24 protein-coding genes are annotated in these 21776 nt (G+C 45.7%); 8 read left to right on the top strand and 16 right to left on the bottom strand.

The genetic code is table 11. The features are described 5' to 3' along the window. Positions 1-84 precede the first annotated feature (84 nt). From R7O03_RS14305 to R7O03_RS14285, 5 genes are all read right to left on the bottom strand, one after another. On the bottom strand, positions 85-474 hold the full coding sequence (locus R7O03_RS14305; RefSeq protein ID WP_017633832.1) for a hypothetical protein: 390 nt from the start codon (positions 472-474) through the stop codon (positions 85-87). Between the two features lie 24 nt (positions 475-498). Beyond that, the gene (locus R7O03_RS14300; RefSeq protein ID WP_262629141.1) at positions 499-1596 is read right to left on the bottom strand and encodes a GGDEF domain-containing protein; all 1098 of its coding nucleotides are present in this window, start codon (positions 1594-1596) and stop codon (positions 499-501) included. A 5-nt stretch (positions 1597-1601) separates the two neighbouring features. Then, the gene (locus R7O03_RS14295) at positions 1602-2057 is read right to left on the bottom strand and encodes a hypothetical protein (RefSeq protein ID WP_005374384.1); all 456 of its coding nucleotides are present in this window, start codon (positions 2055-2057) and stop codon (positions 1602-1604) included. A 444-nt stretch (positions 2058-2501) separates the two neighbouring features. Further along, positions 2502-3341, bottom strand: a complete 840-nt coding sequence (gene fghA, locus R7O03_RS14290) for an S-formylglutathione hydrolase (protein ID WP_062730862.1) — start codon at positions 3339-3341, stop codon at positions 2502-2504. A 62-nt stretch (positions 3342-3403) separates the two neighbouring features. Beyond that, positions 3404-4552, bottom strand: a complete 1149-nt coding sequence (locus tag R7O03_RS14285) for an S-(hydroxymethyl)glutathione dehydrogenase/class III alcohol dehydrogenase (RefSeq protein ID WP_017821027.1) — start codon at positions 4550-4552, stop codon at positions 3404-3406. A 293-nt stretch (positions 4553-4845) separates the two neighbouring features. Between R7O03_RS14285 and R7O03_RS14280 the strand changes: the two genes are divergently transcribed. Both R7O03_RS14280 and R7O03_RS14275 read left to right on the top strand, forming a co-directional pair. Beyond that, positions 4846-5652: an arylamine N-acetyltransferase family protein gene (locus tag R7O03_RS14280; RefSeq protein ID WP_262629140.1), complete on the top strand. Its 807-nt coding sequence runs from the start codon at positions 4846-4848 to the stop codon at positions 5650-5652. Between the two features lie 80 nt (positions 5653-5732). Further along, positions 5733-6605, top strand: coding sequence for a LysR family transcriptional regulator (locus tag R7O03_RS14275; protein WP_017633836.1), 873 nt, complete (start codon positions 5733-5735; stop codon positions 6603-6605). Positions 6606-6704: 99 nt separating this feature from the next. On the opposite strand, the gene R7O03_RS14270 is transcribed toward R7O03_RS14275, so the two are convergent. After that, on the bottom strand, positions 6705-7478 hold the full coding sequence (locus R7O03_RS14270; RefSeq protein WP_062730859.1) for a siderophore-interacting protein: 774 nt from the start codon (positions 7476-7478) through the stop codon (positions 6705-6707). A gap of 178 nt (positions 7479-7656) precedes the next feature. Next, positions 7657-8241: a LysE family translocator gene (locus tag R7O03_RS14265; RefSeq protein WP_062730858.1), complete on the bottom strand. Its 585-nt coding sequence runs from the start codon at positions 8239-8241 to the stop codon at positions 7657-7659. 114 nt (positions 8242-8355) lie between these two features. Here R7O03_RS14265 and R7O03_RS14260 point away from each other — a divergent pair, with 114 nt between their 5' ends. Both R7O03_RS14260 and R7O03_RS14255 read left to right on the top strand, forming a co-directional pair. Then, positions 8356-8796 carry an Lrp/AsnC family transcriptional regulator gene (locus R7O03_RS14260; protein ID WP_031780811.1) on the top strand — a complete coding sequence of 147 codons (441 nt, stop codon included), beginning with the start codon at positions 8356-8358 and terminating at the stop codon, positions 8794-8796. Positions 8797-9010: 214 nt separating this feature from the next. After that, a complete protein-coding gene (locus R7O03_RS14255) occupies positions 9011-10189 on the top strand; it encodes a lytic polysaccharide monooxygenase (RefSeq protein ID WP_064369528.1) in 1179 nt (392 codons plus the stop codon). Positions 10190-10306: 117 nt separating this feature from the next. Here R7O03_RS14255 and R7O03_RS14250 read toward each other — a convergent pair whose 3' ends face one another. From R7O03_RS14250 to R7O03_RS14240, 3 genes are read right to left on the bottom strand one after another with little or no spacing between them, the layout of a single operon-like run. Beyond that, complete coding sequence (locus R7O03_RS14250; protein ID WP_258495483.1) at positions 10307-10927, bottom strand: HAD-IB family hydrolase; 621 nt, start codon at positions 10925-10927, stop codon at positions 10307-10309. A 38-nt stretch (positions 10928-10965) separates the two neighbouring features. After that, the gene (locus tag R7O03_RS14245) at positions 10966-11277 is read right to left on the bottom strand and encodes a cupin domain-containing protein (RefSeq protein ID WP_005383281.1); all 312 of its coding nucleotides are present in this window, start codon (positions 11275-11277) and stop codon (positions 10966-10968) included. Positions 11278-11286: 9 nt separating this feature from the next. Continuing rightward, positions 11287-11937 (bottom strand): Qnr family pentapeptide repeat protein, encoded by a 651-nt coding sequence (locus tag R7O03_RS14240; RefSeq protein WP_005374358.1) that lies wholly within the window; start codon positions 11935-11937, stop codon positions 11287-11289. Between the two features lie 495 nt (positions 11938-12432). Here R7O03_RS14240 and ompW point away from each other — a divergent pair, with 495 nt between their 5' ends. The 3 genes from ompW to R7O03_RS14225 all read left to right on the top strand — a co-directional run bounded on the left by ompW (position 12433) and on the right by R7O03_RS14225 (position 15804). Next, positions 12433-13077 (top strand): outer membrane protein OmpW, encoded by a 645-nt coding sequence (gene ompW, locus R7O03_RS14235; protein WP_064354457.1) that lies wholly within the window; start codon positions 12433-12435, stop codon positions 13075-13077. Between the two features lie 214 nt (positions 13078-13291). Beyond that, entirely contained in the window at positions 13292-14317 is a 1026-nt protein-coding gene (locus R7O03_RS14230; protein ID WP_054575254.1) for an HlyD family secretion protein, read from the top strand. After that, positions 14314-15804 (top strand): MDR family MFS transporter, encoded by a 1491-nt coding sequence (locus tag R7O03_RS14225; protein WP_006740970.1) that lies wholly within the window; start codon positions 14314-14316, stop codon positions 15802-15804. Before R7O03_RS14230 ends, R7O03_RS14225 begins: the two co-directional genes overlap by 4 nt. A 96-nt stretch (positions 15805-15900) precedes the next feature. On the opposite strand, the gene R7O03_RS14220 is transcribed toward R7O03_RS14225, so the two are convergent. After that, positions 15901-16146 carry a Rho-binding antiterminator gene (locus R7O03_RS14220; protein WP_005374351.1) on the bottom strand — a complete coding sequence of 82 codons (246 nt, stop codon included), beginning with the start codon at positions 16144-16146 and terminating at the stop codon, positions 15901-15903. A gap of 181 nt (positions 16147-16327) precedes the next feature. On the opposite strand from R7O03_RS14220, the gene R7O03_RS14215 reads away from it, so the two are divergent. Beyond that, positions 16328-17464 carry an MBL fold metallo-hydrolase gene (locus R7O03_RS14215; protein ID WP_054576493.1) on the top strand — a complete coding sequence of 379 codons (1137 nt, stop codon included), beginning with the start codon at positions 16328-16330 and terminating at the stop codon, positions 17462-17464. 77 nt (positions 17465-17541) lie between these two features. Here R7O03_RS14215 and R7O03_RS14210 read toward each other — a convergent pair whose 3' ends face one another. The 5 genes from R7O03_RS14210 to R7O03_RS14190 all read right to left on the bottom strand — a co-directional run bounded on the left by R7O03_RS14210 (position 17542) and on the right by R7O03_RS14190 (position 21574). Then, on the bottom strand, positions 17542-17967 hold the full coding sequence (locus R7O03_RS14210; protein ID WP_033907199.1) for a VOC family protein: 426 nt from the start codon (positions 17965-17967) through the stop codon (positions 17542-17544). A gap of 174 nt (positions 17968-18141) precedes the next feature. Beyond that, positions 18142-18627 carry a VOC family protein gene (locus R7O03_RS14205; RefSeq protein WP_025768760.1) on the bottom strand — a complete coding sequence of 162 codons (486 nt, stop codon included), beginning with the start codon at positions 18625-18627 and terminating at the stop codon, positions 18142-18144. Between the two features lie 139 nt (positions 18628-18766). Next, positions 18767-19096: a DUF4144 domain-containing protein gene (locus R7O03_RS14200; RefSeq protein WP_017634368.1), complete on the bottom strand. Its 330-nt coding sequence runs from the start codon at positions 19094-19096 to the stop codon at positions 18767-18769. 24 nt (positions 19097-19120) lie between these two features. Beyond that, positions 19121-19657 carry a DUF924 family protein gene (locus R7O03_RS14195; protein WP_151515199.1) on the bottom strand — a complete coding sequence of 179 codons (537 nt, stop codon included), beginning with the start codon at positions 19655-19657 and terminating at the stop codon, positions 19121-19123. Positions 19658-19726: 69 nt separating this feature from the next. Next, a complete protein-coding gene (locus R7O03_RS14190; RefSeq protein WP_262665408.1) occupies positions 19727-21574 on the bottom strand; it encodes a M3 family metallopeptidase in 1848 nt (615 codons plus the stop codon). Positions 21575-21776 lie beyond the last annotated feature (202 nt).

The raw sequence follows: 21776 nt of genomic DNA, 5'->3' as shown, positions 1-21776 counted from the left end.
TTCTTCACGTAAAAAGCCCCGCAGTGTATGCGGGGCTTTGTTTTTTTTGTGTGTGTGGTGGGAGGGGGTAGTAATGTTCCCGTTTTAGCGTACGTACTTGGCGGTTGCGCTGACTAAAAAGTGTTGCAATTTCCCGTCTGATTTTGGCACCCACAAGTCGTTATGATAATGGTAAATACGACCATTGATGGTCACAGACAAGGTATTATCACCCGTTTGCTCCATGCGAATAAACTGATCCGAAGTGACCAAAAACGGCTCTTGCTCTTCAATGCTCTGGCCCGTTGCCAATACGAAGTAGCCGAATCGGTTGCCAGCATCCGGATCGGTTGAGTAGATTCGATGTCCAACGAGGCTGTAGTCGTCGTTGAGTGCCTGCTCAAGCGTTTTTTGCCCGATGGTTTCGTGCGATGGAATAAATACCCAAGCCAGCACACCTGCCGCAATGACTGCCAGTAGAAGCAGTACTTGCATGAACTTTCTCATCATATATACCGTTTAACGTTGAAATTTCATTTTGTACATGCGCTTATCCGCTATGCTGATAAGAAAGTCAACATTGTCACTGTCTTTAGGGTATTGCGCTAAGCCCATGCTTGTTGAAAGTGTTGAGACTTTATCGGAGTTTAATATTTGTGCACCAAAGACGGTATTTATCTGCTCACGTACGTTCTCTTCATTGAGATGTTCACCTTCAAGGATAACCGCGAACTCATCTCCTCCCATGCGATAAACAGTAAAATCATTGAGTGCCATAGAATTAAGCCGCCTAGCGATTTCCCGCAGTACAGTGTCGCCAACTTGGTGTCCGTGTGTGTCGTTGACTTCTTTAAAACCATTTAAATCTAGAATCCAGAGAGAAAAGGGCCTTTTTTCTTGAGTAAATTTGTTTAGGGTTATGAATAGTGCATTGCGGTTCCCTAGGTTCGTCAAAGGGTCGCTGAGCGCCAATTTTCTATGAAAATGGGATTCACGATAAAAGAAATAAGTTAGAGAGATAATCGACAAAACGAACGTCGCAAACAACATATATTGTGCTTGCATTAAGCGCTGGGTTTGACCTTTTTGTGCTTCATAAGCTTTACTGCTTAGGCGGAAGTTTTGATTAACGAAGTCTATTAAGCCTAAATATAGTGTTTGAGTTGAACGATAAAATGCAGCAGCAGCTTGGCTGTCACCTGTTCTAGCTTCTACTAGTTGTTTTTCTAGCTCTTTGAACTCTTCAAAAAGGTTAATGAAGTAAAGGTGCATGTTGTTCCGAGAAAAGAACTTATTGGCTTTCGTGCTACTGGTCAATAAGTCAAAGCGACTCCACGCTAACTCGTATTGAAGCTCTGCACCATCAATATTCAATACGTTTTCATCTAACCGTCTGGCCTCGCCGACAAGTTCTGATAGTTCTTTGGAGAGTTGGAATAAAAACCAAGTCGCTTGTTTTTGTTCGTTATTAAAATTTTGTGAGAGTGAACGTGTTTGCTGTAAAAGCACGACATTCGCGAGAAGCAAAGAAACGGCAAACACCACCAGCAGCATTTTGCTGGTGGTAGAATATTGCAATATTCTTTGTTTCTTAGAATAGGGTTCTGATAACTTCATTCTTATTATTTTTCTTTTATTTCATTTACTTGCCATACCATTTGCGCATGATATTTATTGTAGTTTAGCTCTGGATAGAGATTGAGTGGATATATCACCCAGAAAGGGCCTTTATTCCTGACTTTTATGTAATTCTGATCTTGTTGATAAGCCAGTATTGGTTGATATCGAAGAATATCTTGTCGGGACAATGTCGAGTGATAGTCGTTTAAGCTGCTGATATCAACCTGCTCTGGTACCTTTCCGTAGACGTGTGTAAGAAGCGTGCTGAGTTTAACGCCTAAAAACTCTGACGAGGCAGGAAGCCAAGGCAATGTCATCGTGTAGCTAGTGGTAGGTAAAGCTTGGATCTCTTCCAGTTCCAGTATGACACTAGGCTGCTGGCTACTACTAAATACGATCGTATTTGCAGACAAGAATGGCGCAACAAAAAACAGACCTAGCGCGACTATCTTTTTCATCATATGCCCTTTTGAGTTTTATTCTTTTTTCTTAGCTAGGACAAAGGTGCTAGCGGTAATTTATTTATAATTATAGAGCCAACCGGATGAGATTTTATAATACGTTATGTTTCAAAAATAACTGTCGGTTTACGTCACGTCAAGGTTATTAAGTTGCTTCTTAATTAAAAGCTCAGAGTCTTGGGATGATAGTAGAGTTTCGTAATGATTTCGCGGTATTTAATTGGTTTTTAGTGCAACTTTGTTTCATTTTTAATAAAGATACTGTGTCGGAAATGAGAATTTAATAAGGCGAGAAATGGACGTCGAATTTGTTCTTAAGTTACATTATTTTACATATTTAAATCATCGATATTCAGATATGTATTTGTTAGTACGTAAAGAAAATAAAGTCACCTGGTTTTGGTGACTTTATTTTTTATTTCATGAGCTTACTTAATTTAACTATGCAAACAAATATTTTGCATGGAAGTTGAGGTGCTCTTCAATAAAGCTTGAGATGAAGTAATAGCTATGGTCATAGCCTGGTTGCATTCTCAAGGTTAGGTTTGAATCGTGTATTCTTGCCGCAGCAATCAGCGCTTCCGGTCTAAGCTGCTCATTTAAGAAGCCATCAGCATCACCTTGATCAACCAAAATTGGTAATGGTGATTGTTGTTGTTTTAGAAGTTCACTTGCATCGTATTGCTTCCAGCTTTCAAGCTCCTTGCCTAAGTAAGCAGTAAAGGCTTTTTGTCCCCAAGGGCATTGCATTGGGTTACTGATTGGACTGAACGCTGAAATAGAACGGTACTGTTCTGAATTTTTCAGGCCAATGGTGAGCGCTCCGTGGCCGCCCATGCTGTGACCCGAAATCGACTTCACGTCAGAGACAGGGAAGTTACTTTCGATGATCGCAGGTAACTCCTCAGTCACATAGTCGTACATGCAGTAATGCAGTGACCAAGGTGCTTGCGTCGCATTAAGGTAAAAGCCAGCTCCTTTTCCTAGGTCATAGCTTTCGTCGTCAGCGATACCTTCGCCTCTCGGACTTGTGTCTGGTGCAATGATCGCAATGCCAAGCTCGGCCGCCATACGAAATGCGCCCGCTTTCTGCATAAAGTTTTCATCGGTACACGTTAAACCAGAGAGCCAGTATAGCGCGGGTACGGGATTTGATTTCGTTGCGTTAGGTGGCAAGAATATCGCGAAGCGCATGGTGCAGTTTAGGGCATTGGATTCGTGTGTATATTGCTTGTGCCAACCGCCAAACACTTTGGCTTGGCTTACATTTTCAATGGTCATGAATAAACTCTCTAATTAGCAGAAGGAATTCAGGCTCCCCAAAAGGAGAGCCTGAGGCAGCATTATTGATCCATATGGATAACTGTTCGGATGCTCTTACCTTCATGCATCAGATCAAACGCTTTGTTGACGTCTGCTAATCCCATTGTGTGGGTAATGAACTCCTGTAAGCCGAATTCACCAGCCATGTAACGGTTTACGATTTCTGGAAGCTCAGAGCGGCCTTTAACGCCACCGAAAGCGCTGCCACGCCATACACGACCAGTTACCAGTTGGAATGGACGAGTTGAGATCTCTTGACCTGCACCAGCAACACCAATGATGACTGACTCACCCCAACCTTTGTGACAGCACTCAAGTGCTTGGCGCATCACGTTTACGTTACCGATACATTCGAATGAGTAGTCAACACCACCGTCTGTCATTTCAACAATCACTTCTTGAATTGGCTTGTCGAATTTTTGTGGGTTGATGCAATCAGTTGCACCAAGTTGTTTCGCTAGGTCGAATTTGCTTTCGTTGATGTCTACACCGATGATGCGGCTGGCACCAGCCATGCGAGCCCCGATGATTGCAGAAAGACCGATACCGCCTAGACCAAAGATTGCCACTGTGTCGCCTTTTTCAACTTTAGCTGTGTTTAATACCGCACCCATACCAGTGGTTACGCCACAACCTAGAAGACAAACTTCTTCAAGTGGTGCTTCTTTGTTTACTTTCGCTAGTGAGATTTCTGGAAGAACCGTGTACTCAGAGAAAGTAGAACAACCCATGTAGTGGAAGATAGTTTCGCCGTTGATAGAGAATCGGCTTGTGCCATCTGGCATTAGGCCTTTACCTTGCGTTTCACGAACGGCCTGACATAGGTTCGTTTTGCCAGATTTACAGAACTTACACTCACCACATTCAGCAGTGTAAAGTGGGATAACGTGGTCGCCAACTTCAACGCTTGTTACGCCTTCGCCAACCATTTCAACGATACCGCCACCTTCATGACCAAGGATTGAAGGGAAGATACCTTCTGGATCGTCACCTGATAGTGTGAATGCGTCAGTGTGACAAACCCCAGTTGCTACGATGCGTACTAGCACTTCGCCGGCTTTTGGAAGTTGTACATCAACTTCTTCCATTTTAAGCGGCTCACCTGCAGCCCAAGCGACCATTGCTTTTGATTTTATGTGAGTTTGACCAGGTTTGATTTCAAGCGACATTGGATGTTTCCTTTATATTTTCAGTATATGGAGTGACGTAATAAGCGTAGTTAAGGTTTGCTTACCGCGCTGCGTCGTTTTGTTGGTGCTCATTTTAGGTGTTTCAGTAAAAATGATAATCCGTCCATTTTGAAAATGATTTTTACATATGCGTAATAATGATAAGGTGAGCGTGTAAAAAGAGTGCGATGCCTCCTTAAAGCGGAAGGGAAATGGAAAAGGTGATTGACCTGAAGTTAGATAGAGGGGCTAAAGTAGAAAACAGTCAAACCATCAGCTAAGTAAGAGTGATTATGAATAAGACGGATCTGAGTGCCTATTTAACCAAGCTAGGCTTGCCTAGTGAATTGCCCGCCGATTTGGAGTCATTGCACAGAGTTCACGTGGCGCAGCATCGTTGCCTGCCGTTTGAGAATTTTGACATCGCATTGCAGCGAGGCGTCTCTGTTGAGATTGAAGATATTATTCAAAAAACCGTGTACCACTCTCGCGGTGGTTACTGCTTTGAATTAAATGGTTTAATGCTTGATGTGCTCAACACTCTTGGGTTTGAAGCGCGAAGTTTGCTAGGGCGTGTACATGTGTCTGGTACACCAACAGGTCGTAGTCATCAAATCACGTTAGTGACGTTCGAGGAACAAACATGGATTGTAGATGTGGGTTTTGGCTCCAATACCCCTCGAGCGCCATTGCCATTTATCCTTGACCAAGTGATTCAGACGGATTTACAAACCTTCCGTTTTGTCAAAGATGCTCAGTTTGGTTATTTCCTCCAAGTGCTTTCAACCGATGGAACGGACGTGTGGAGCAATCTATACAGCTTTGACCTAGAGTTCGTGTGTGCTGGTGACATTGCATGTAGCAACTTCTTTACCTCGACTTCGCCTAATTCGCGTTTTACTAGCGCAAGAGTCGCTGCTAGAGCGACAGAAAGTGGGTTGGTGACGCTGCTTAACTACACACTCAGATGCACCAATTATGAAGAGCTAACAGAAATAGAGCTAGAGCCAGGTCAAACCTACCTGGATACGTTGAAAGAATATTTTGGCATTGAGCTTGATGCGCAATACGACGAACTTCGTCCGTTACCTGACGCGTAAAGTTTTCCCGTTTTCAAAGCGTAGCGCGACGAGAACAATGTAATCACTATTTGTCTAGAAGAGGTCGACAGGAATACAGCATGGCGAATTGGGAAGGAGTCAGCGAGTTTGTTGCCGTAGCGGAAACCAACAGCTTTACAGCTGCCGCGGCTAAACTGAAAACGTCAGTGGCACAAATCAGTCGCCGCGTATCGGCACTTGAAGAGCGTCTTGCGGTCAAGTTACTGCATCGCACGACGCGAAAAGTTTCTCTGTCTGAAGCTGGACAGCTTTATTATCAGCAGTGCAAACATTTGGTCGAAGGGCTAGAACTGGCCGAGCTTGCCGTAACGCAAATGCAAACCGAACCGCGAGGTTTGCTGCGTGTGACAGCGCCTGTGACCTATGGGGAAATGAACCTCGCACCGCTCTTGCATCAGTTTTTGGAGAAGTACCCGCGTGTGGACCTCGATTTAGTTCTGACCAATCAAAAACTGGATTTGATAGAGCAAGGGGTAGACGTGGCGATTCGTCTTGGCCGCCTGCAAGACTCCAGCATGATCGCAAAGCGTCTTTCGTCGCGTCAAAATTACGTGTGTGCTAGCCCTATGTATTTGGAGCGATTTGGTGAGCCTCACACATTATCCGAACTGGCTCGACATCAGTGCTTGGTTGGTTCGGTCGATTATTGGCATTTTAAGGAAAATAAACGCGATAAGTCTTTGCGCGTGTCGGGGAGGATTAAATGCAATAGTGGTTTTGCGCTAATGGGCGCCGCCAAACGTGGTTTGGGTTTAGTGCAGTTGCCGGACTATTACGTTCAAGAAGCCCTAGATAACGGTGAGCTAGTCGAGGTGCTGACCGATTACCGAGACGACCGTGAAGGCATTTGGGCACTGTATCCACAAAGCCGAAATTTATCGCCCAAAGTGAGGTTGTTGATCGACTTTTTAGCGCAGGAACTAGCGGATTAGAGTTTTCATGAACTTTAATACAACTGAAGTTGCTAAAACGCCCGGTGATGCCGGGCGTTTTTATTAGGATGAGAGCTGGAATCGAAAAGACATGAATCACTATTGGTTGGATTCCGCGTCTTCACGTTTAATCACTTTGTGCCCATCTTCAGACACGCCTTGCTTCCAATAGCTGCTGATGTAGATATTCTCGCGATCGACTTCTTTCTCGTTGCGGAAATATTGGCGCAGCGCGCGCATTGAATCGAACTCACAGGCACACCATACCGAAGCGTTACCGTCTAACCACTCGAGTTCGCGAACGCTATCAGCCAAGGTTTGCTGTTCAGTTAGCCAAATCAACTCCATACCGGCTGGCGCGTGTAGGGGTTGAATGTCGGCTGGAGACATCACGCTGATCACAGCGTAGCCTTTGGCCTCTTCTGGCAACGTACGAATTTTCGCAGAAAGCGCTGGAAGTGCGGTCATATCGGCAGCCATGAAGAACCAATCCGCCTCAGTATTTAAGTTGGAGATGCTACCTGGCCCAACAATGCTGATCGTGTCGCCTTTTTGCGCGGCCATTGCCCAACGCGCTGCAAATCCGCATTGCAGATCTTGCGTTACGTGTCGGACGAAATCCACTTCGATTGAACTGGTTTCTGGATGAAAGCGTCGGATAGTGTAGGTGCGCATGATTGGTCGGTCGTCTTCTGGCAGGATGCTCAGATCCGCGCCGCCCATATCGTTAAACAGTAATTTGATGTAACTGCCTTCGCAGTCACGAGGAAAGTGGCTCAGCGCCTCACCTTGCAAGGTAATGCGCTGCATGTTTGGAGTGATGGTTTCTGTGTCTGTGACAACAAGCGTTTTAGGTTGAGGCTTCTTTTTCATTGTTACTTTACTCGATAATTATTCTCTTTCTCATTTAAAGATTATCAAGTTCCCTAACAAGAGGGTAGCGTCTTTAAACAAATTTACACTGTGAATTAACGCCAAAGCCTCAAGCAAAATGCAGTATCTGTCCTTTCCCAATTACGTAAAGTGAGTCGTTTTTTAACCCAAAATAGACTTATATCATTGGAATCGTAGACAAAAGCAACAGCGCAGCCATGCTGTAGTTGAACCCCTTAACGCGTTTATCGGTGGTCAACCAACGCTGCAATTGCATACCTGCCGCCGTCCAAAATGTTACCGATGGCAAGTTAGCTAAGCAGAAGATACCGGCGATAAAAGTCAGTTCGAGCCATGCACCGCCACTGCTGTATACCGTAATGGCCGTCAACGCCATCGACCAACCTTTTGGGTTCACCCATTGGAATGCAACAGCCCCTAAAAAAGACATCGGGCGAAAATCGTGTTTTGCTTCTGTTTTGTCGCTGGTGGCGATTTTGTACGTCAAGTACAGCAAATAACTCAAGCTCAACACTTTCAAAATGGAGTGTGTAATTGGATATGCGTGGAACAGGCTCATCAAGCCAATGCCCACCAAAATTAGCATGGCACCAAAGCCAAAGGTAATGCCCAACATATGTGGGATAGTGCGTTTAAAGCCGACATTTGCCCCTGAGGTCATCAACATAATGTTATTGGGACCCGGCGTAAAAGTGGAGACAAAAGCGAACAACGCCAAAGCGCCCAGTTGATGATATTCCATAGATTGTTCCTTGAATCAGTTCTCGATAAGTTGAGAACAACTATAAGTAGAACTGAGGTCAATATTGTGCTTTTATTTGATGATTAGAAACTAAATAAGCAATGAAACATCATGATGGATAGATTTGACGAAAGAATATTGCAAGTGCTCAAACGAGACGGAAGAATCTCCAATGTGGAGCTGTCGGAACGCGTTGGTTTATCTCCGTCTGCAACCTTACGCCGAGTGCAAGATTTAGAGCGTAAAGGCGTGATCAAAGGCTACCGAGCAGTACTGGATAATCAGCAACTTGGCGTGGGCTTTGTCGCTTATGTGTCGATTGGTTTGGCCTCGCACTCTAAGCAGGCACAGCTGGGTTTCGAAGAGCATGTGCGTTTTGTAAACGAGGTGGTGGAATGTCACAACATTACGGGATCTAACGAATATCTCATACGCGTAGAGACGCAAAATCTCGCCGCTTATAAAGCGTTCCATGCTGATGTGTTGGGTGAGTGCGAACACGTCAAGTCGATCACAACCATGGTGGTGATGGACACACCAAAAGACGAGCGATAGCCAAACGAGAGTGACAGTTTTTGTGGCACATGAATTTGAAGTGACTCGAAAGAGTCAGTCGAGTATGAGAATGGTTCACAACAAATGCTGGAAAGCAGATGGCACTCTTACAATTTCCATATTTATTCTCACCTTCTAAATAATCCCATCCTGCTAGTTTTGCTTAAACCGCTTGTGTTTCAGAGCGGCGAGTCAGCAAAATTAAGGATGAACGATGAAATCACATGTAACACTTCCTCTTTTGAGCTTAAGCGCTGTTGCCGCATTGAGCTCATTTAACGTCAACGCCCACGGCTGGGTAGAATTTCCAAGCGCTCGTCAGAATACGTGTTATTTAGACGGTGGTTTTTGGACCAACGAGATCCCTAACCAAGCGTGTAAAGCGGCTTTTGAAGAATCTGGCGCGTATCCGTTTGTGCAACGCAGCGAAATCGCGGCGAACGTACCAAATTACCGAGATATGGAGCATGTGAAAGCCGTGGTTCGCGACGGTGAACTGTGTTCTGCCGGCGATGCGGCTAAGAAAGGCTTGAACATTCCTTCTCCAAACTGGCAGCGCACCAATGTTACGCCAGATGCAAACAACCAGATTGAATTGGTGTTTTACGGCAAAGCGCCGCACAACCCATCGTACTGGGAATTCTATCTCACCAAGCCAACTTATGATGATTCAAAGCCTCTTACTTGGAGTGATTTAGAGCTGATCGACACCGCAGGTGATGTGTATGTTGATGCGGAAAAACGCTACCGTATTCAGGTGACTTTCCCTGCTGATCGTTCCGGCGATGCGGTGCTTTATACTCGTTGGCAGCGCATTGATGTCGCTGGGGAAGGTTTCTACAACTGTAGTGACATTACGTTAAACGGAACGAGCACGACGCCACCGACTGACCCTGTTGATCCAACCGAACCGGGCAACAATCTGACATCTCTAGGCTACTTTGTTCAGCAAGGTTTTGGGCCAGTAGAAGCGGGTGATACCATTCGTTTCCGTACGTTTAATGCGACAGGCAATGAAATTGTCGATATTTCACTACCAATCAGTGCAAACAATACGGCGACTTGGGCGGCAGAAATTGCGGATCAATTTAATGCGCAGCAAACGGGTGATTGGTACGTGGGCATTTGGCATCAAGAGATGAACCACTACATGTTCGACAGTAACAACGTGAATGCAAACCAAGTATTAGCGCCAAGCGCAGACTTCAGTTACGCGTTGTCATTGATCAAAGCGGATGTCACGCCACCAGTTGAACCAACCAACTTGTGGGACAAGACAGCCGTTTACAACCAAGGTGATGTGGTGACACACAATGGTAAAGAATGGACTGCCCAATGGTGGACGTCTGGTGAGGAACCAGGCACAACGGGTCAGTGGGGTGTATGGCGTTAAGCCATTTATTCGGGCCCTGAACAATAAAACCCTTCTCACATGAGAAGGGTTTGTTTTTTTCAGTCTAAAACGACCACTTTGGTTGAGTGGCTGTCTTGAAAATCAGAGCACATATCGTTATTCGCTTGCTCTCCACTCGCTCCAGTTGAGCATCGCGTAGTCTGCCAGTTTGAGCATCGGAATGTCTTCATGCGTATCACCGTAGGCATAAACAGACGCAAACTCGTCGAGCAAAAACGCCGCTTTCACGCGTGAGACTTTTCTTTCTAAACTGCAATCACCTTGCTGGTAAAAGCCACTCAGTTTTGGCTGTTCTGAGATCAGTTCACTGCACAGCAAGTGGTAACCGTTCGCCTCACACCAAGGCTTGAGATACGCATTGAGTGATGCCGACACCACTACGATGGTATCGCCTCGATGTTGATGCCAAGCCAGCCTGTCCATCGCTTCTGGCCGTAAGTACAGCGGGATCACTTCATGGGCAAACTGAGTGCCAATCGCTTCAATTTTCTGCGTTTCTTTCCCTGAAAATGCAATAAAACTGCTGAGAGGGCGCATAACACGAGCGGGTAACACTCCGAGTTTGTACAGCGCATAAAATGGCATGATAGCGACCTTTCCTACTCGTTTGCGCAGGCCATAAGCAGAATAGTGGAGGAAAAGGCTAAACATATCCTCTCGGGTGATGGTGCCATCAAAATCAAACAGTGCCAGTGACGGCTTAGTAGTATCGAGCAAACTCAGCGCCTATTTTTTGGTTTAAGATCGTTTTGTGTTTATTGATAAAACACCGCCAACCAGATGGTTTCTTGCGTTGGGTCAGTCCAGCTCACTTTGTGTTTGGTATGAGCTGGAATCGTAACGTGATCGCCTGCCTCAAGTCGTTGCACGACACCTGATTCAAAAGTCAGCTCTCCTGCTCCTTTAAGAACCAAGACCCATTCATGTTCTTCTTGATCGTACCAGCCACTTTCGGGCGAGGTTTGCCCCGTTGAGACAATGCGTTCTATACGCAGGTTTTTGTGGGTCAGCAGGTCTTCGAACACTTCCTCGTCGAGGTTATTCGGTAAGTCTTTAAACAGGTTCATGGCCTTTCCTTAGAGAATGATCAGTCCAAAAGGCGCAAGCAATTGCTCTTGTTGCCAATCACAAATTTTAACACCAAACAGAGAAACGCGGCGAACATCCAGCCCGTCTAGTTCGACATGAGTCAGATCACACTGCTCAACGTTAAAGGTTCCCCATTGTTCTGGCGAGAATTCGCAGCGAGATAAATCCGAGCCTTTGAGAGTTGCCCCTGCGAGGTTCGCACCGTTCCAACGGTTTTCAAAGAGGTCACATTTTTCTAGTAACACTCGCTCGAAGTTACAGTAGGTGAGGTTGCAGCCAGTAATAAAAGCAGAACAGAAAAACATGGTGTTACTGACGCGATTAGCAAAGTTCGCACCTTGGAAGTTTGCCCCTTTGAGATCGCACTTACGTAGCTCCAAGCCCATACAATTTGCGCCGTTAAACAGGCTCATCGCCAACATGCAGTTCGTAAAGCTAGCGTCTTTTAAGTTCGCGAAGCGAAAACTACACCCTTCTAGCGCTTTGGATTCGATAAAGCGACAGTCGATGAACTTAGCATCGCGCAGATCGGCATGGTCGAAACAGCACATATAAAAGTGGCAGTTTTTAAAGGTAGCATTCTGAAAATCGTGATGAGAAAAGTTTTCTCGTTCAAAAATGAGATCGGTTTTTAACATGTCTTCTCCTTAGCTGCGAGCAGACTAGCACTCCAAGTGACTGATTTTCCAGAAAAATAACTTCTTGTATTTCAGTGCTTTACAAACCCCTCAAATCGCGATTTTAAGGGGGCAAACGAGCGTTTTAAGTGGGTTGTTTTTTGAAAATAGAAGACGTAGAGGACGAAAAAAGTTTTTGCTGGCTACGAGCCTTAACGAGAGGATTCGCATTTATGGGTATGCATGGCAACTCACACGCACAGTTTGCATTACAGAATTGTATCCTATTTGCATAATTTGTTGATCAATATGGCGTTTCTCCATACAAAAAACCTATATTTTTCACAAATTGATTTCCATCAAAATAGTAGGGTTTCTATGTGCTAGATTGCGCACAGCTCAAAAAGATATAGATACCCGTGTGCTTCAAGGCGCTGAGTTTACTTGAAATCTCAGATCAGTTAGCAGGCACCCCTTTGGGTACGACATAACGAAGCCCTACGAAAGGAAATAAAAATGAAAAAAACAATCTGCAGTCTAGCAGTGGTTGCTGCACTCGTGTCACCAAGTGTTTTCGCTCATAAACAAGGTGACTTCGTTCTTCGTGTTGGTGCGGCGTCTGTCGTTCCAAACGACAGCAGCGATAAGATTCTTGGTTCTCAAGAAGAATTGAAAGTGGATTCAAATACGCAGCTTGGTTTGACGTTTGGCTACATGTTTACAGACAACATCAGTTTAGAGCTTCTAGCAGCAACACCATTCAGCCACGATATTTCAACAGACTTGTTAGGTCTTGGTGATATCGCGGACACCAAACACCTTCCACCAACGCTTATGGTGCAGTACTACTTTGGCGAGCCACAAAGTAAGTTCCGTCCATACGTGGGTGCAGGTCTCAACTACACCATGTTCTTTGATGAGGGCTTCAATAGCACGGGTAAAGGCGCTGGTCTTTCAGATCTTAAGTTGGATGACTCATTCGGTCTAGCAGCGAATATTGGTGTGGACTACATGATCAACGATCAATGGTTCCTCAACGCTGCTGCGTGGTACGCAAACATTGAAACAGAAGCAACTTACAAAGCAGGTGGAGAGAAGCAAAAAACCGACGTCAAAATTAACCCTTGGGTATTTATGATCAGCGGCGGTTACAAGTTCTAAGAAAAACCAGTAGTTACACGCACATTACTATTATTGGCATGACTTTGGGGGCGGTTACGGGGACTGCCCCTCTTTTTTATCCTCGTTTTGATTGCACATCATTTACTCCACTTAGCAACATGCAAAATTGGATCTTTACCTTGCAGATCATTTTATTGTCGGAAGATCGAAAAGTCCTACACTGATCACATAATTGAACAAGTGGACAATATAAATGAGCGACGACATCGCAAAGCATTCCTCCTCCAGATCTAAGCTGGTAAAAACTCTTTTCTTTACTCTCTGTGTTATCGCATTTGGTGCGATGTATTGGTCTTGGCAGTATTCAGACAGTCACCCAAGCACGGAAGATGCCTACGTTAGGGCAAAAATTTTGTCGGTAGCGCCTCAGGTAAAAGGCCAAGTGGTTTCTGTGGATGTCAAAGACTTCCAATCTATTAACAAAGGTGACCTACTGCTGAAGATAGATTCACGCCCATATTTGTTGGCAGTGAAGCAAGCAAAAGCGGCATACCAATTGGCGGTCCAGCAACATGACGTTGCCGATAAGCAGGTAACTGAAGCCGTTGCGGGCTTAGATGCGGCGCGCTCTAACCTGACAGAAGCGCAAGTGGAGTACAAACGTACGGATTCCTTGGTGAAACGCAAACTGGCGTCGGACCAAGATTTAGATACGGCAAAAAACAAACTAGCCAATGCCCAAGCGAGCCTGGAGCAAGCGCGCGCGACGGTAGAAAAAGCCATTGCGAACCGTGGTGAAGAAGGCGCAGAGGCTGCGGTTGTTCAACAAGCGGGAGCACAGTTAGCGCAAGCAGAGCTGAACTTGAGCTACACCGACATTACGTCACCAGTGGATGGCATTGCCGGTGAGATCAATACGCACGTAGGCTCGGTCGTTAGCGTGGGTCAAACGTTGTTCCCTGTGATTTTAAAAGACAGCTATTGGGTACGCGCGAACTTTAAAGAAACCGACCTTACTCATATTAAACCTGGCATGCATGCGGATGTGGTGATTGATATGTACCCAGACGTGGTGTGGAAAGCAACGGTAGAACAACTATCGCCTGCGAGTGGTACATCGTTCTCCTTGATGCCACCAGAAAACGCAACGGGTAACTGGGTTAAAATCAAACAGCGTTTCCCTGTACGTTTGGCATTAGAAGTACCGGCCGATGCGCCGCAACTTCGCGTGGGTGCGAGCTCAGAAGTCACCATTGATTTGCAAAGTAGCGTGCAATGAGCCACCAAATTACGGCAGACAAACGGGGGATTGCCACCGTCGCCGTGATGCTTTCTGCCATCATGGTGTTAATCGATATGACCGTTGCGAACGTGTCGCTATCGCACATGATGGGCGCGTTGGGCGCAACGGCAGACCAAATTACTTGGGTGCTGACGGGTTACAGCATGGCGGAAGCGATCTTCATTCCGATGACCAGTTTCTGGGTGTCGCGCTTTGGTGAACGCAAAGTCATGCTGGTTGCCGTGGTCGGCTTTGTGATTGCCAGTGCGCTTTGTGGGCAAGCACAGTCTCTTGAAGAGATGGTGCTATTTCGCATTATCCAAGGCGCTTTCGGCGCGTCGGTGATTCCATTGGCGCAGTCGACGTTAGTGCAGATTTATCCGTATGAGCAAAAAGGCAAAGCGATGGCAATTTTCTCCATCGGCATTTTGCTTGGTCCTATTTTGGGCCCAGTTGTGGGTGGTGTGATCACCGACAACATTAACTGGCGCTGGATTTTTTACATCAACTTGCCATTCGGTTTGATCTGTACCTCTTTGATTTATCGCTATATCCACATCGACAACAAATCCAAACCTAACTTTGACTGGTGGATCATCGGTTACATGGCGTTAGGTGTGGGCGCGTTGCAGTTTGTGTTGGATAAAGGGAATGAAGAAGACTGGCTCAACTCACGCATGATTCAGACGGCGATATTGCTCGCAGTCATGGGATTGGTGATGTGGATCTATCGCAGTTGGAAAACTAAAAGTCCAATAGCGCCATTGTGGCTGCTGAAAGACCGAAACCTTATGGTCTCGTCATTGATGATTGCCGTGGTGTCGATGGCGATGTTTGGCCTGACGACTCAACAACCAATGCTGTTGGAAAGCTTGCTGGATTATCCGGTCTCAACCACTGGTTTATTAATGGCACCGCGTGGGTTGGCGTCAGCGGCGATGTTGATTTTGGTGATTAAGCTCAATCCGCAATTCGATCCCAGAATCAAAATAGTCTTTGGCTTGAGCTGCATCGGGATTGGTAGCTATTTGATGACGCAGTACTCACTGCAGATCGATACATTTTGGATTGTGATGCCGAGTATGATTCAGGGGATGGGGCTTGGTTTAACCTTCTCGACGCTATCCACCTTGGCGTATTTAACGATTCCGAAAGAGCAATCTGTTGCGGCGGCGAGTATTTACAATCTGTTCCGTACCATTGGTAGCTCGTTTGGTATTTCTATCGCCACCACGTTCCAATATCGTGATAGTCAGCAGCAATGGCATGCGCTGGGAGAGGGTATTAATCCTTATAATCCTAACTTGCATGACTGGGCGGCCAATCAGGGGCTTTCTATTACCGACCCGGTTGCGTTAGACCAATACCAACAGATGTTGCAGCAGCAATCGCAAATGGTCGCGTTTGTGCACACCTTCCAGCTTGTGGGAGTGATGTTCGTGATCATGATGCCGATGCTGGTTTTCATTCGGTCGCGTGAATAACATGAAGTTCCGGTGAATAGTGTAAGAGAACGCCTCTCAAGTTGTGTCAGCTTGAGAGGCGTTTTTTATTGGACAGTGCCAGTGAAAGAAGGACGTTTACTCAAATGTCACTTCGTCAAAATGCGGATTGGTTTTGAGCGCGCGCATTGCGACTAATTGTTCAGTCGGGAAGGCGGTGTGCTCACCATCCATATCTAAAAACAAGCACTCTTGTCGCTGCATGTCGTAGCCTGTGTCGAACGCGTTGCCCTGATGAGTTTCACCATTTTTTAGCGTGATCTCGATAGGGAGCTTAAACATACAGGCGATTTCAATAAAATCGTATTGGCTGCAAGTCACCATAGCTTTCTCCTTTCAAACCGACGCAGTATTCAGAAGGTTTGAGAACCGTATCCTTAATATAGAAAACGTTTGATTGAAACTGAATCTTCATCTTACACCTCATTTTGGTCACGAAATAGACATACACGCACGTTTTAATAAACCTACTGTTGAGCGTTCGCAAGCGAGACAAAACTACGATATGTCTGAAACGATACTTAAGCGCACATACCTAACGAGTGAACAAAAGACACAAAAGCCAAGTTCACTGATCTCCCCTCAAACCTACCATGCGCAGTTGGCGCACCGTGTTCACCACTCGCCTCAATTTGAAAACGGCCGCGTTAAAAACGAGATGCCAAATATCCCTAGCCCGCAATCATTCTGGCAGGTGTGTTGGAGCTATCTTGGTGGTAGAACGCCATTGAGTCCTAACGAACATCTGCCACATTTCCCAATTCAACCTACGCAGTTTGCGCAGAGAAGTGAATCGATGCGCGTTACTTGGCTGGGCCATTCCACCATGCTGGTGGAGGTCGATGGCATTCGAATTCTGACTGATCCGGTATTTGATTACGCTTCTCCGTTCATCGCAAAAGCGTGGTTTGAACGCAATATTCCCAATACCCATGCCAGAGATTGTTTGCCGATTCCTGAAATTATCGTGATTTCGCACGATCATTACGACCATTTAGAAGCATCGACCATACGTTTCTACGCCGATAAACCCGTGACTTTTTATGTACCCTTAGGGGTTGGCAAGCATCTGATAAAGTGGGGCGTTTGCGCAGACAACATCGTGGAATTCGATTGGTGGGATAGCGTGCACTATGCCGGAATCGAACTGATTTGTACGCCCGCTAACCATAATTCGGGTCGTACTTATTTCGATAAAAACTCGACCCTGTGGGCTTCTTGGGTCATCAAAGGCAAAGAAGAGACGCTCTATTTTAGTGGCGATTCAGCTTACGATTCGCACTTTTCCGAGATCGCACTGCGATGTGGACCAATCGACATTGCCTGTTTGGAAGTGGCTGCTGATGTGAAAGGCCAAGGTTATCCGGTCGAAAACTGGGGGCACATGCAGGCTCATCATACCGTGCAAGCGTTTCGCGATTTAAATGCGAAAAAACTGTTGCCCGTGCATTGGGCTACATACGAGCTATTTACTCACCGTTGGGACGAACCGATTTTAGATTTGCTTACCCATTGTCAAAAAGAACATATAACGCTGCTGACGCCAATGCCGGGGGAGAGTTTTTACGTTCATCAAGAACATATAAATAAACAATGGTGGCGAGAAAAAGAAATAGGTGAGCCAGATATAATTTTGACTTAATAATATGTTCTTACTTCAATAATTATTTTAGAAGTTAACCTTGTTATTTTCAGAATATAACAAGGTTTTTTACTCGCTTACTCATCAATCACTTGAGGTTTTAACTCGACGACATTTCCTTCCGGATCATGAATATAGAGTGAGCGACCGAATCCTTGTGCGCCGTAGCGTTTCGCAAACTCTTCGGTTTCAATGCCGTTCGAACGCAGATATTCCAGTAATTCATCCTCGGAAAAAGGCGCCAATTGCAGGCAAAAATGATCAATATTACGACCATTTTGAACTGGTGGCTTTCCGCCGAGTTGACCCAATTCGCTGTCTACCGTCACTACATCAATCAATGCGTTACCTGCCCTAAGTTGAGTTAAACCAAGTTCCGTTACTTGGCGCTCGACAGGGCAGCCCAAAATGTCTCGATAGAAATGCAACATAGCATCGAGGTTACAGGTCCTTAATACAACATGATCAAGCGCTTTGATGGCGATTGGATTTTTGGTGGGCATGCTTCACTCCTTTTTGCATTGTGTTGAGGTAAGTATAAAGTGACCTTAAAAGTGGTGAGAGAAATGATCAAATTCCAGACGTTTTTTTGCTAGAGCGAGTGCAGAAACACTGCAACTTAAAGCAAACAAAAAAGGCTAGCGTATTGCTAGCCTTTTGGAATATGGATGGGGCTATTACTCGTAATCAGAAGCGTAAGTTTCTTCGTAAGAGTGTGAGTAAAGCTCGAATAGGTTACCGAATGGGTCTTCTAGGTAAACCATTTTCGCAGGCTTATTATCGTCTTCTGGGTGGTAACGCATGATGTCCATGCGAACTTTGCCACCTAGTGCTTCGGTGCGTTTGATAGCACCTTCAAAATCGTCTGTCTGCAAACAGAAATGGAAGATACCGATGCGAGAAAAATCCACTTCATGGCGCTCTTGACGCTCTTTCATTTCGAATAATTCAAGGCCGATGCCATCACTTGTCACAAGGTGCGCAATGTTGAAGCCTTTAAAGCCTTCCCCAAAGACCGCAATACACATTCTGCCAATTGCCGTTTCGCGTTCTTCAATCACTTTCGTGTTGCCCATAACGACTTTTAGACCTAGCGCTTGCGTGTAAAACTCAACCGCTTTGTCCATATCTCCGACCATAATACCGACATGATTCATTTTCATTTGTTTGCTCCCAACATGTGTGTTTGAACGTTGTCTTGTTTCGATGTGGGAGAGTATATGGCGTGATATTGATTACATGAAATTATCATAAACTATAAAAATGATAATTTTATTTAATGATGTGCGTATTGGGATTGATTTAGTGAGCTAAGGCCTCAACAGCTTGCCTCACCGAGGTGAAATGAATCTTGATAATGCACCGTTGCGCGAGGCTGAATTCATGCGATTGGATTAATGACGTAACCTCTTCTACGGACAGCGTTCGTTCTTTTAGATGTAAAAGAGTGGTGTTCGAGCCATTGTTTTTCAATTCAAACGTGTTGCCATTTGAGTCGATAACGTAATCATCTTGCCCAAAAATGAGGGCTTCGCATTCAGAGTCTAAGTCGGACTGGGAATGCGTGTAGATCAGCTCATCGTCGCCGTCTAGTTTTAGCAAGCATGGCCAACATACTGCGTGGTCTCTCATGGTTAACTCATTATTCATTGTTATTTAGAAACTTGACCCAGGTTGTTGCAAAAACGCTAACTCTTCGGGAGTGCTCTTTCTTCCCAGTATCGCATTGCGATGAGGATAGCGCCCAAACTGGTCGATGATGGCTTTGTGTTTTAGCTCAAAATCGTAGTTATTTTCAAGCCCTGATGCGCGAAACAATTTTTCAGCTTGGACATGAATGAGGCGAGATTCGCTGTGCATAAACGGCATGTACAAAAAGCTTAGCTGCTCGGGCGCTAATTCTTTGTCGTGACCTAACCGAATTGCCTCTTGAGCCAATGCTAATGCGAGTGGGTCTTGTGCAAACGCTTTTGGGGTGTTGCGATACACATTACGTGAAAACTGGTCGAGGACGATGATTTCGGCCAATCGTCCTTGTGCGCTGTCACGCCAATTAAACAGTTCACAACGAGCGGCTTGTTCTAATACCGAGGCAAATCGCGATGTAATACGCTTGTCCAGTTCTGGGTTGTTTTCAAACCAATTTTGGGGCGATAGCTCCTCGAACCAAAATTTGATGACTTCTTGGTACATGGATCTTCCTTCCTATTGCATTAGCTAAAGAATAAAAAGCCAGAAGGCGAGCTCCTGGCTTTCTGCGTGTTATCGACCGTAAGTCTCTACGATGTAACGTTCAAAATCGTCACACATTTGTTCGTCAGAGATGGTGTTGCTTGCCAGCTCTTTACTGCCGTCGACGACTTTAATCGCGGCGTTCAGTGAAGCGACTGATGCTCGCTCTCGCGTCGCAAGTGAGTCGATTTTCTTCTGCTGCACTTCCCATGCCTGTTCTGGCGACAGGTTACACACGTCTGCAAGGTATTTGGCATTGAAGCCTTCGCCAGTCAGGCTGACAATGGTTTCGTTGTGCGACAAGTGATTGCCTGCGTGCCAGTAGTGTTTTGCCAGCAGTGGGCCAATTTCTGGGTTATCCGTCAGGTAACCAAACTTCTCAAGGAAGTATGCACGGGTCTGATACACCGCCATGTGCGCGAGTAGATAACCTTGATACGCACAAGCTGCTTCGTCGGATAGCAAATGTGGAATCGCCATCAGTGGGCGAGGGCTGCATTCCAAACCAAGGATCTGTTTTTCACAATCGCGAGCGAGCTTAGTGATGCGCTCTGGCGTTAACTCGTCATCGCTCAATTGATACAACGCGCGCTCAAAATATGGCACAACCAAGATGCTACGTTCTTCATAAGCTTTGAATGGCTGACGACTGTTGATCATCGCTTGAATTGTCTCATCAGGAACCGAATTCCCTTCATCATCCAGTGCGTACTGTTTTAGCCAATCGGCATCGGTTAACAGGCTATCACAGAACATCGACTGAGTTTCTGCATAAGCCATTGACGTCGGCGAAAACTCCTGCGAGAAACAAGGCGCGTTCATTTTTACGTTCGCAAAGTGTGCTGCGTGGCCGCCTTCGTGGAACAGCGTGTTAATGCCATCGTAGCCACTGCCCACTTGGTCTGGTTTGGCATTACTGGTGAAGTTCACCTGTGCTGCGACCCATTCGCCTTGATTATAGAAAGAAGGGATAGGGCCGTGGCAGAACCCGTTCGGGTACTTACCTTTGCGATCTAGTAAATCCAGCGTTAGCGTCGCGCCAGAGTAATCAATATTTAGGCGACCAAATGATTCTACCCAGCGTCTCAGAGATTTTGAGAACGGCACGTATGGGTCAAGGTCACGCATAACGTCACCCGCGAATGAGTAAACAAAGTTGTAGCCAGTGAGTGCGCTGGCACCTTTCTCTTTCGCCAAGTTTTCTAAGCTGTTTAGGTGCGCATCTCGCGTGCGTTGTTCGAAATCTTCCAAAATCTCGAATAGCTGCTCGGAGCTCATCTTTTCCGTTTTTTGCACGGAGTAATCAAAGAAAGTCGCATAACCCAGTGAGCGAGCGAACTGGTTGCGCAGTTTGATCAGTTCAATAAAGCCGTTTTGCAGTAGCCATTGTTCAAGGTTCAGCAACGCTTGATGAGCCGATTGGCGAACTTCTTCATGATTGCTGGTGCGAATGGTTGAGCTTAATACGGGAAGTGAACCTTCTACTTGCTCGCCGTTCTCATCGGTAAATGTTTGTACGTGGTTCTGTTTTTTCTCGAAGAGCTCAGCTTCAAAGGCAATGAGCTGGTTTTTCAACGCTTGTGCTTTTTCGCCCTCGATAGCGTGAGATTCAAACATCGCCAGCCAACCAGATAGACCCGTAATGGTTTGTTGTTTCTCTTGTGGGTCGGTAATTGAGTCCGCGGCTTCAAGCTGTTGTTTGATGGCAGTAATTTGCTCGGCGTTGCTTAAAAAGCTTGTCCATGCCGTTTGTGCTTGCGTCGAGCCATCATGGTCATCGCTGATCCCCATGTAAGTTTCCCAAAAGAAATCTTCTTTGGTGCGGTGAATCGCAAGGTAACGTTGATTGAGGTCGTTGAGGTAATCCGTTGCGGTCATTTTGATCCTTCAAATGGTTTCGTTATGTAGACAGTTGATTATTGCACGCTTGGTCGCGAGAAAGGAACGCTAATCTCATTTGTCGATTTTGCATCGCGTAAAGGTGATTTTACTATTTGTTTACATTTGGGTGAGTTAATAGGAGTTATGAGCTTGCAGTGTTAAGACTGGTATGGAGTTTACAGTTTATTAAGTAATTAAT

The sequence above is a fragment of the Vibrio sp. Vb2960 genome (assembly GCF_033337665.1).
Classification (GTDB): domain Bacteria; phylum Pseudomonadota; class Gammaproteobacteria; order Enterobacterales; family Vibrionaceae; genus Vibrio; species Vibrio alginolyticus.
Note: the sequence above shows the minus strand (reverse complement) of the source record. Positions and strands in the feature narration are given on the sequence as shown.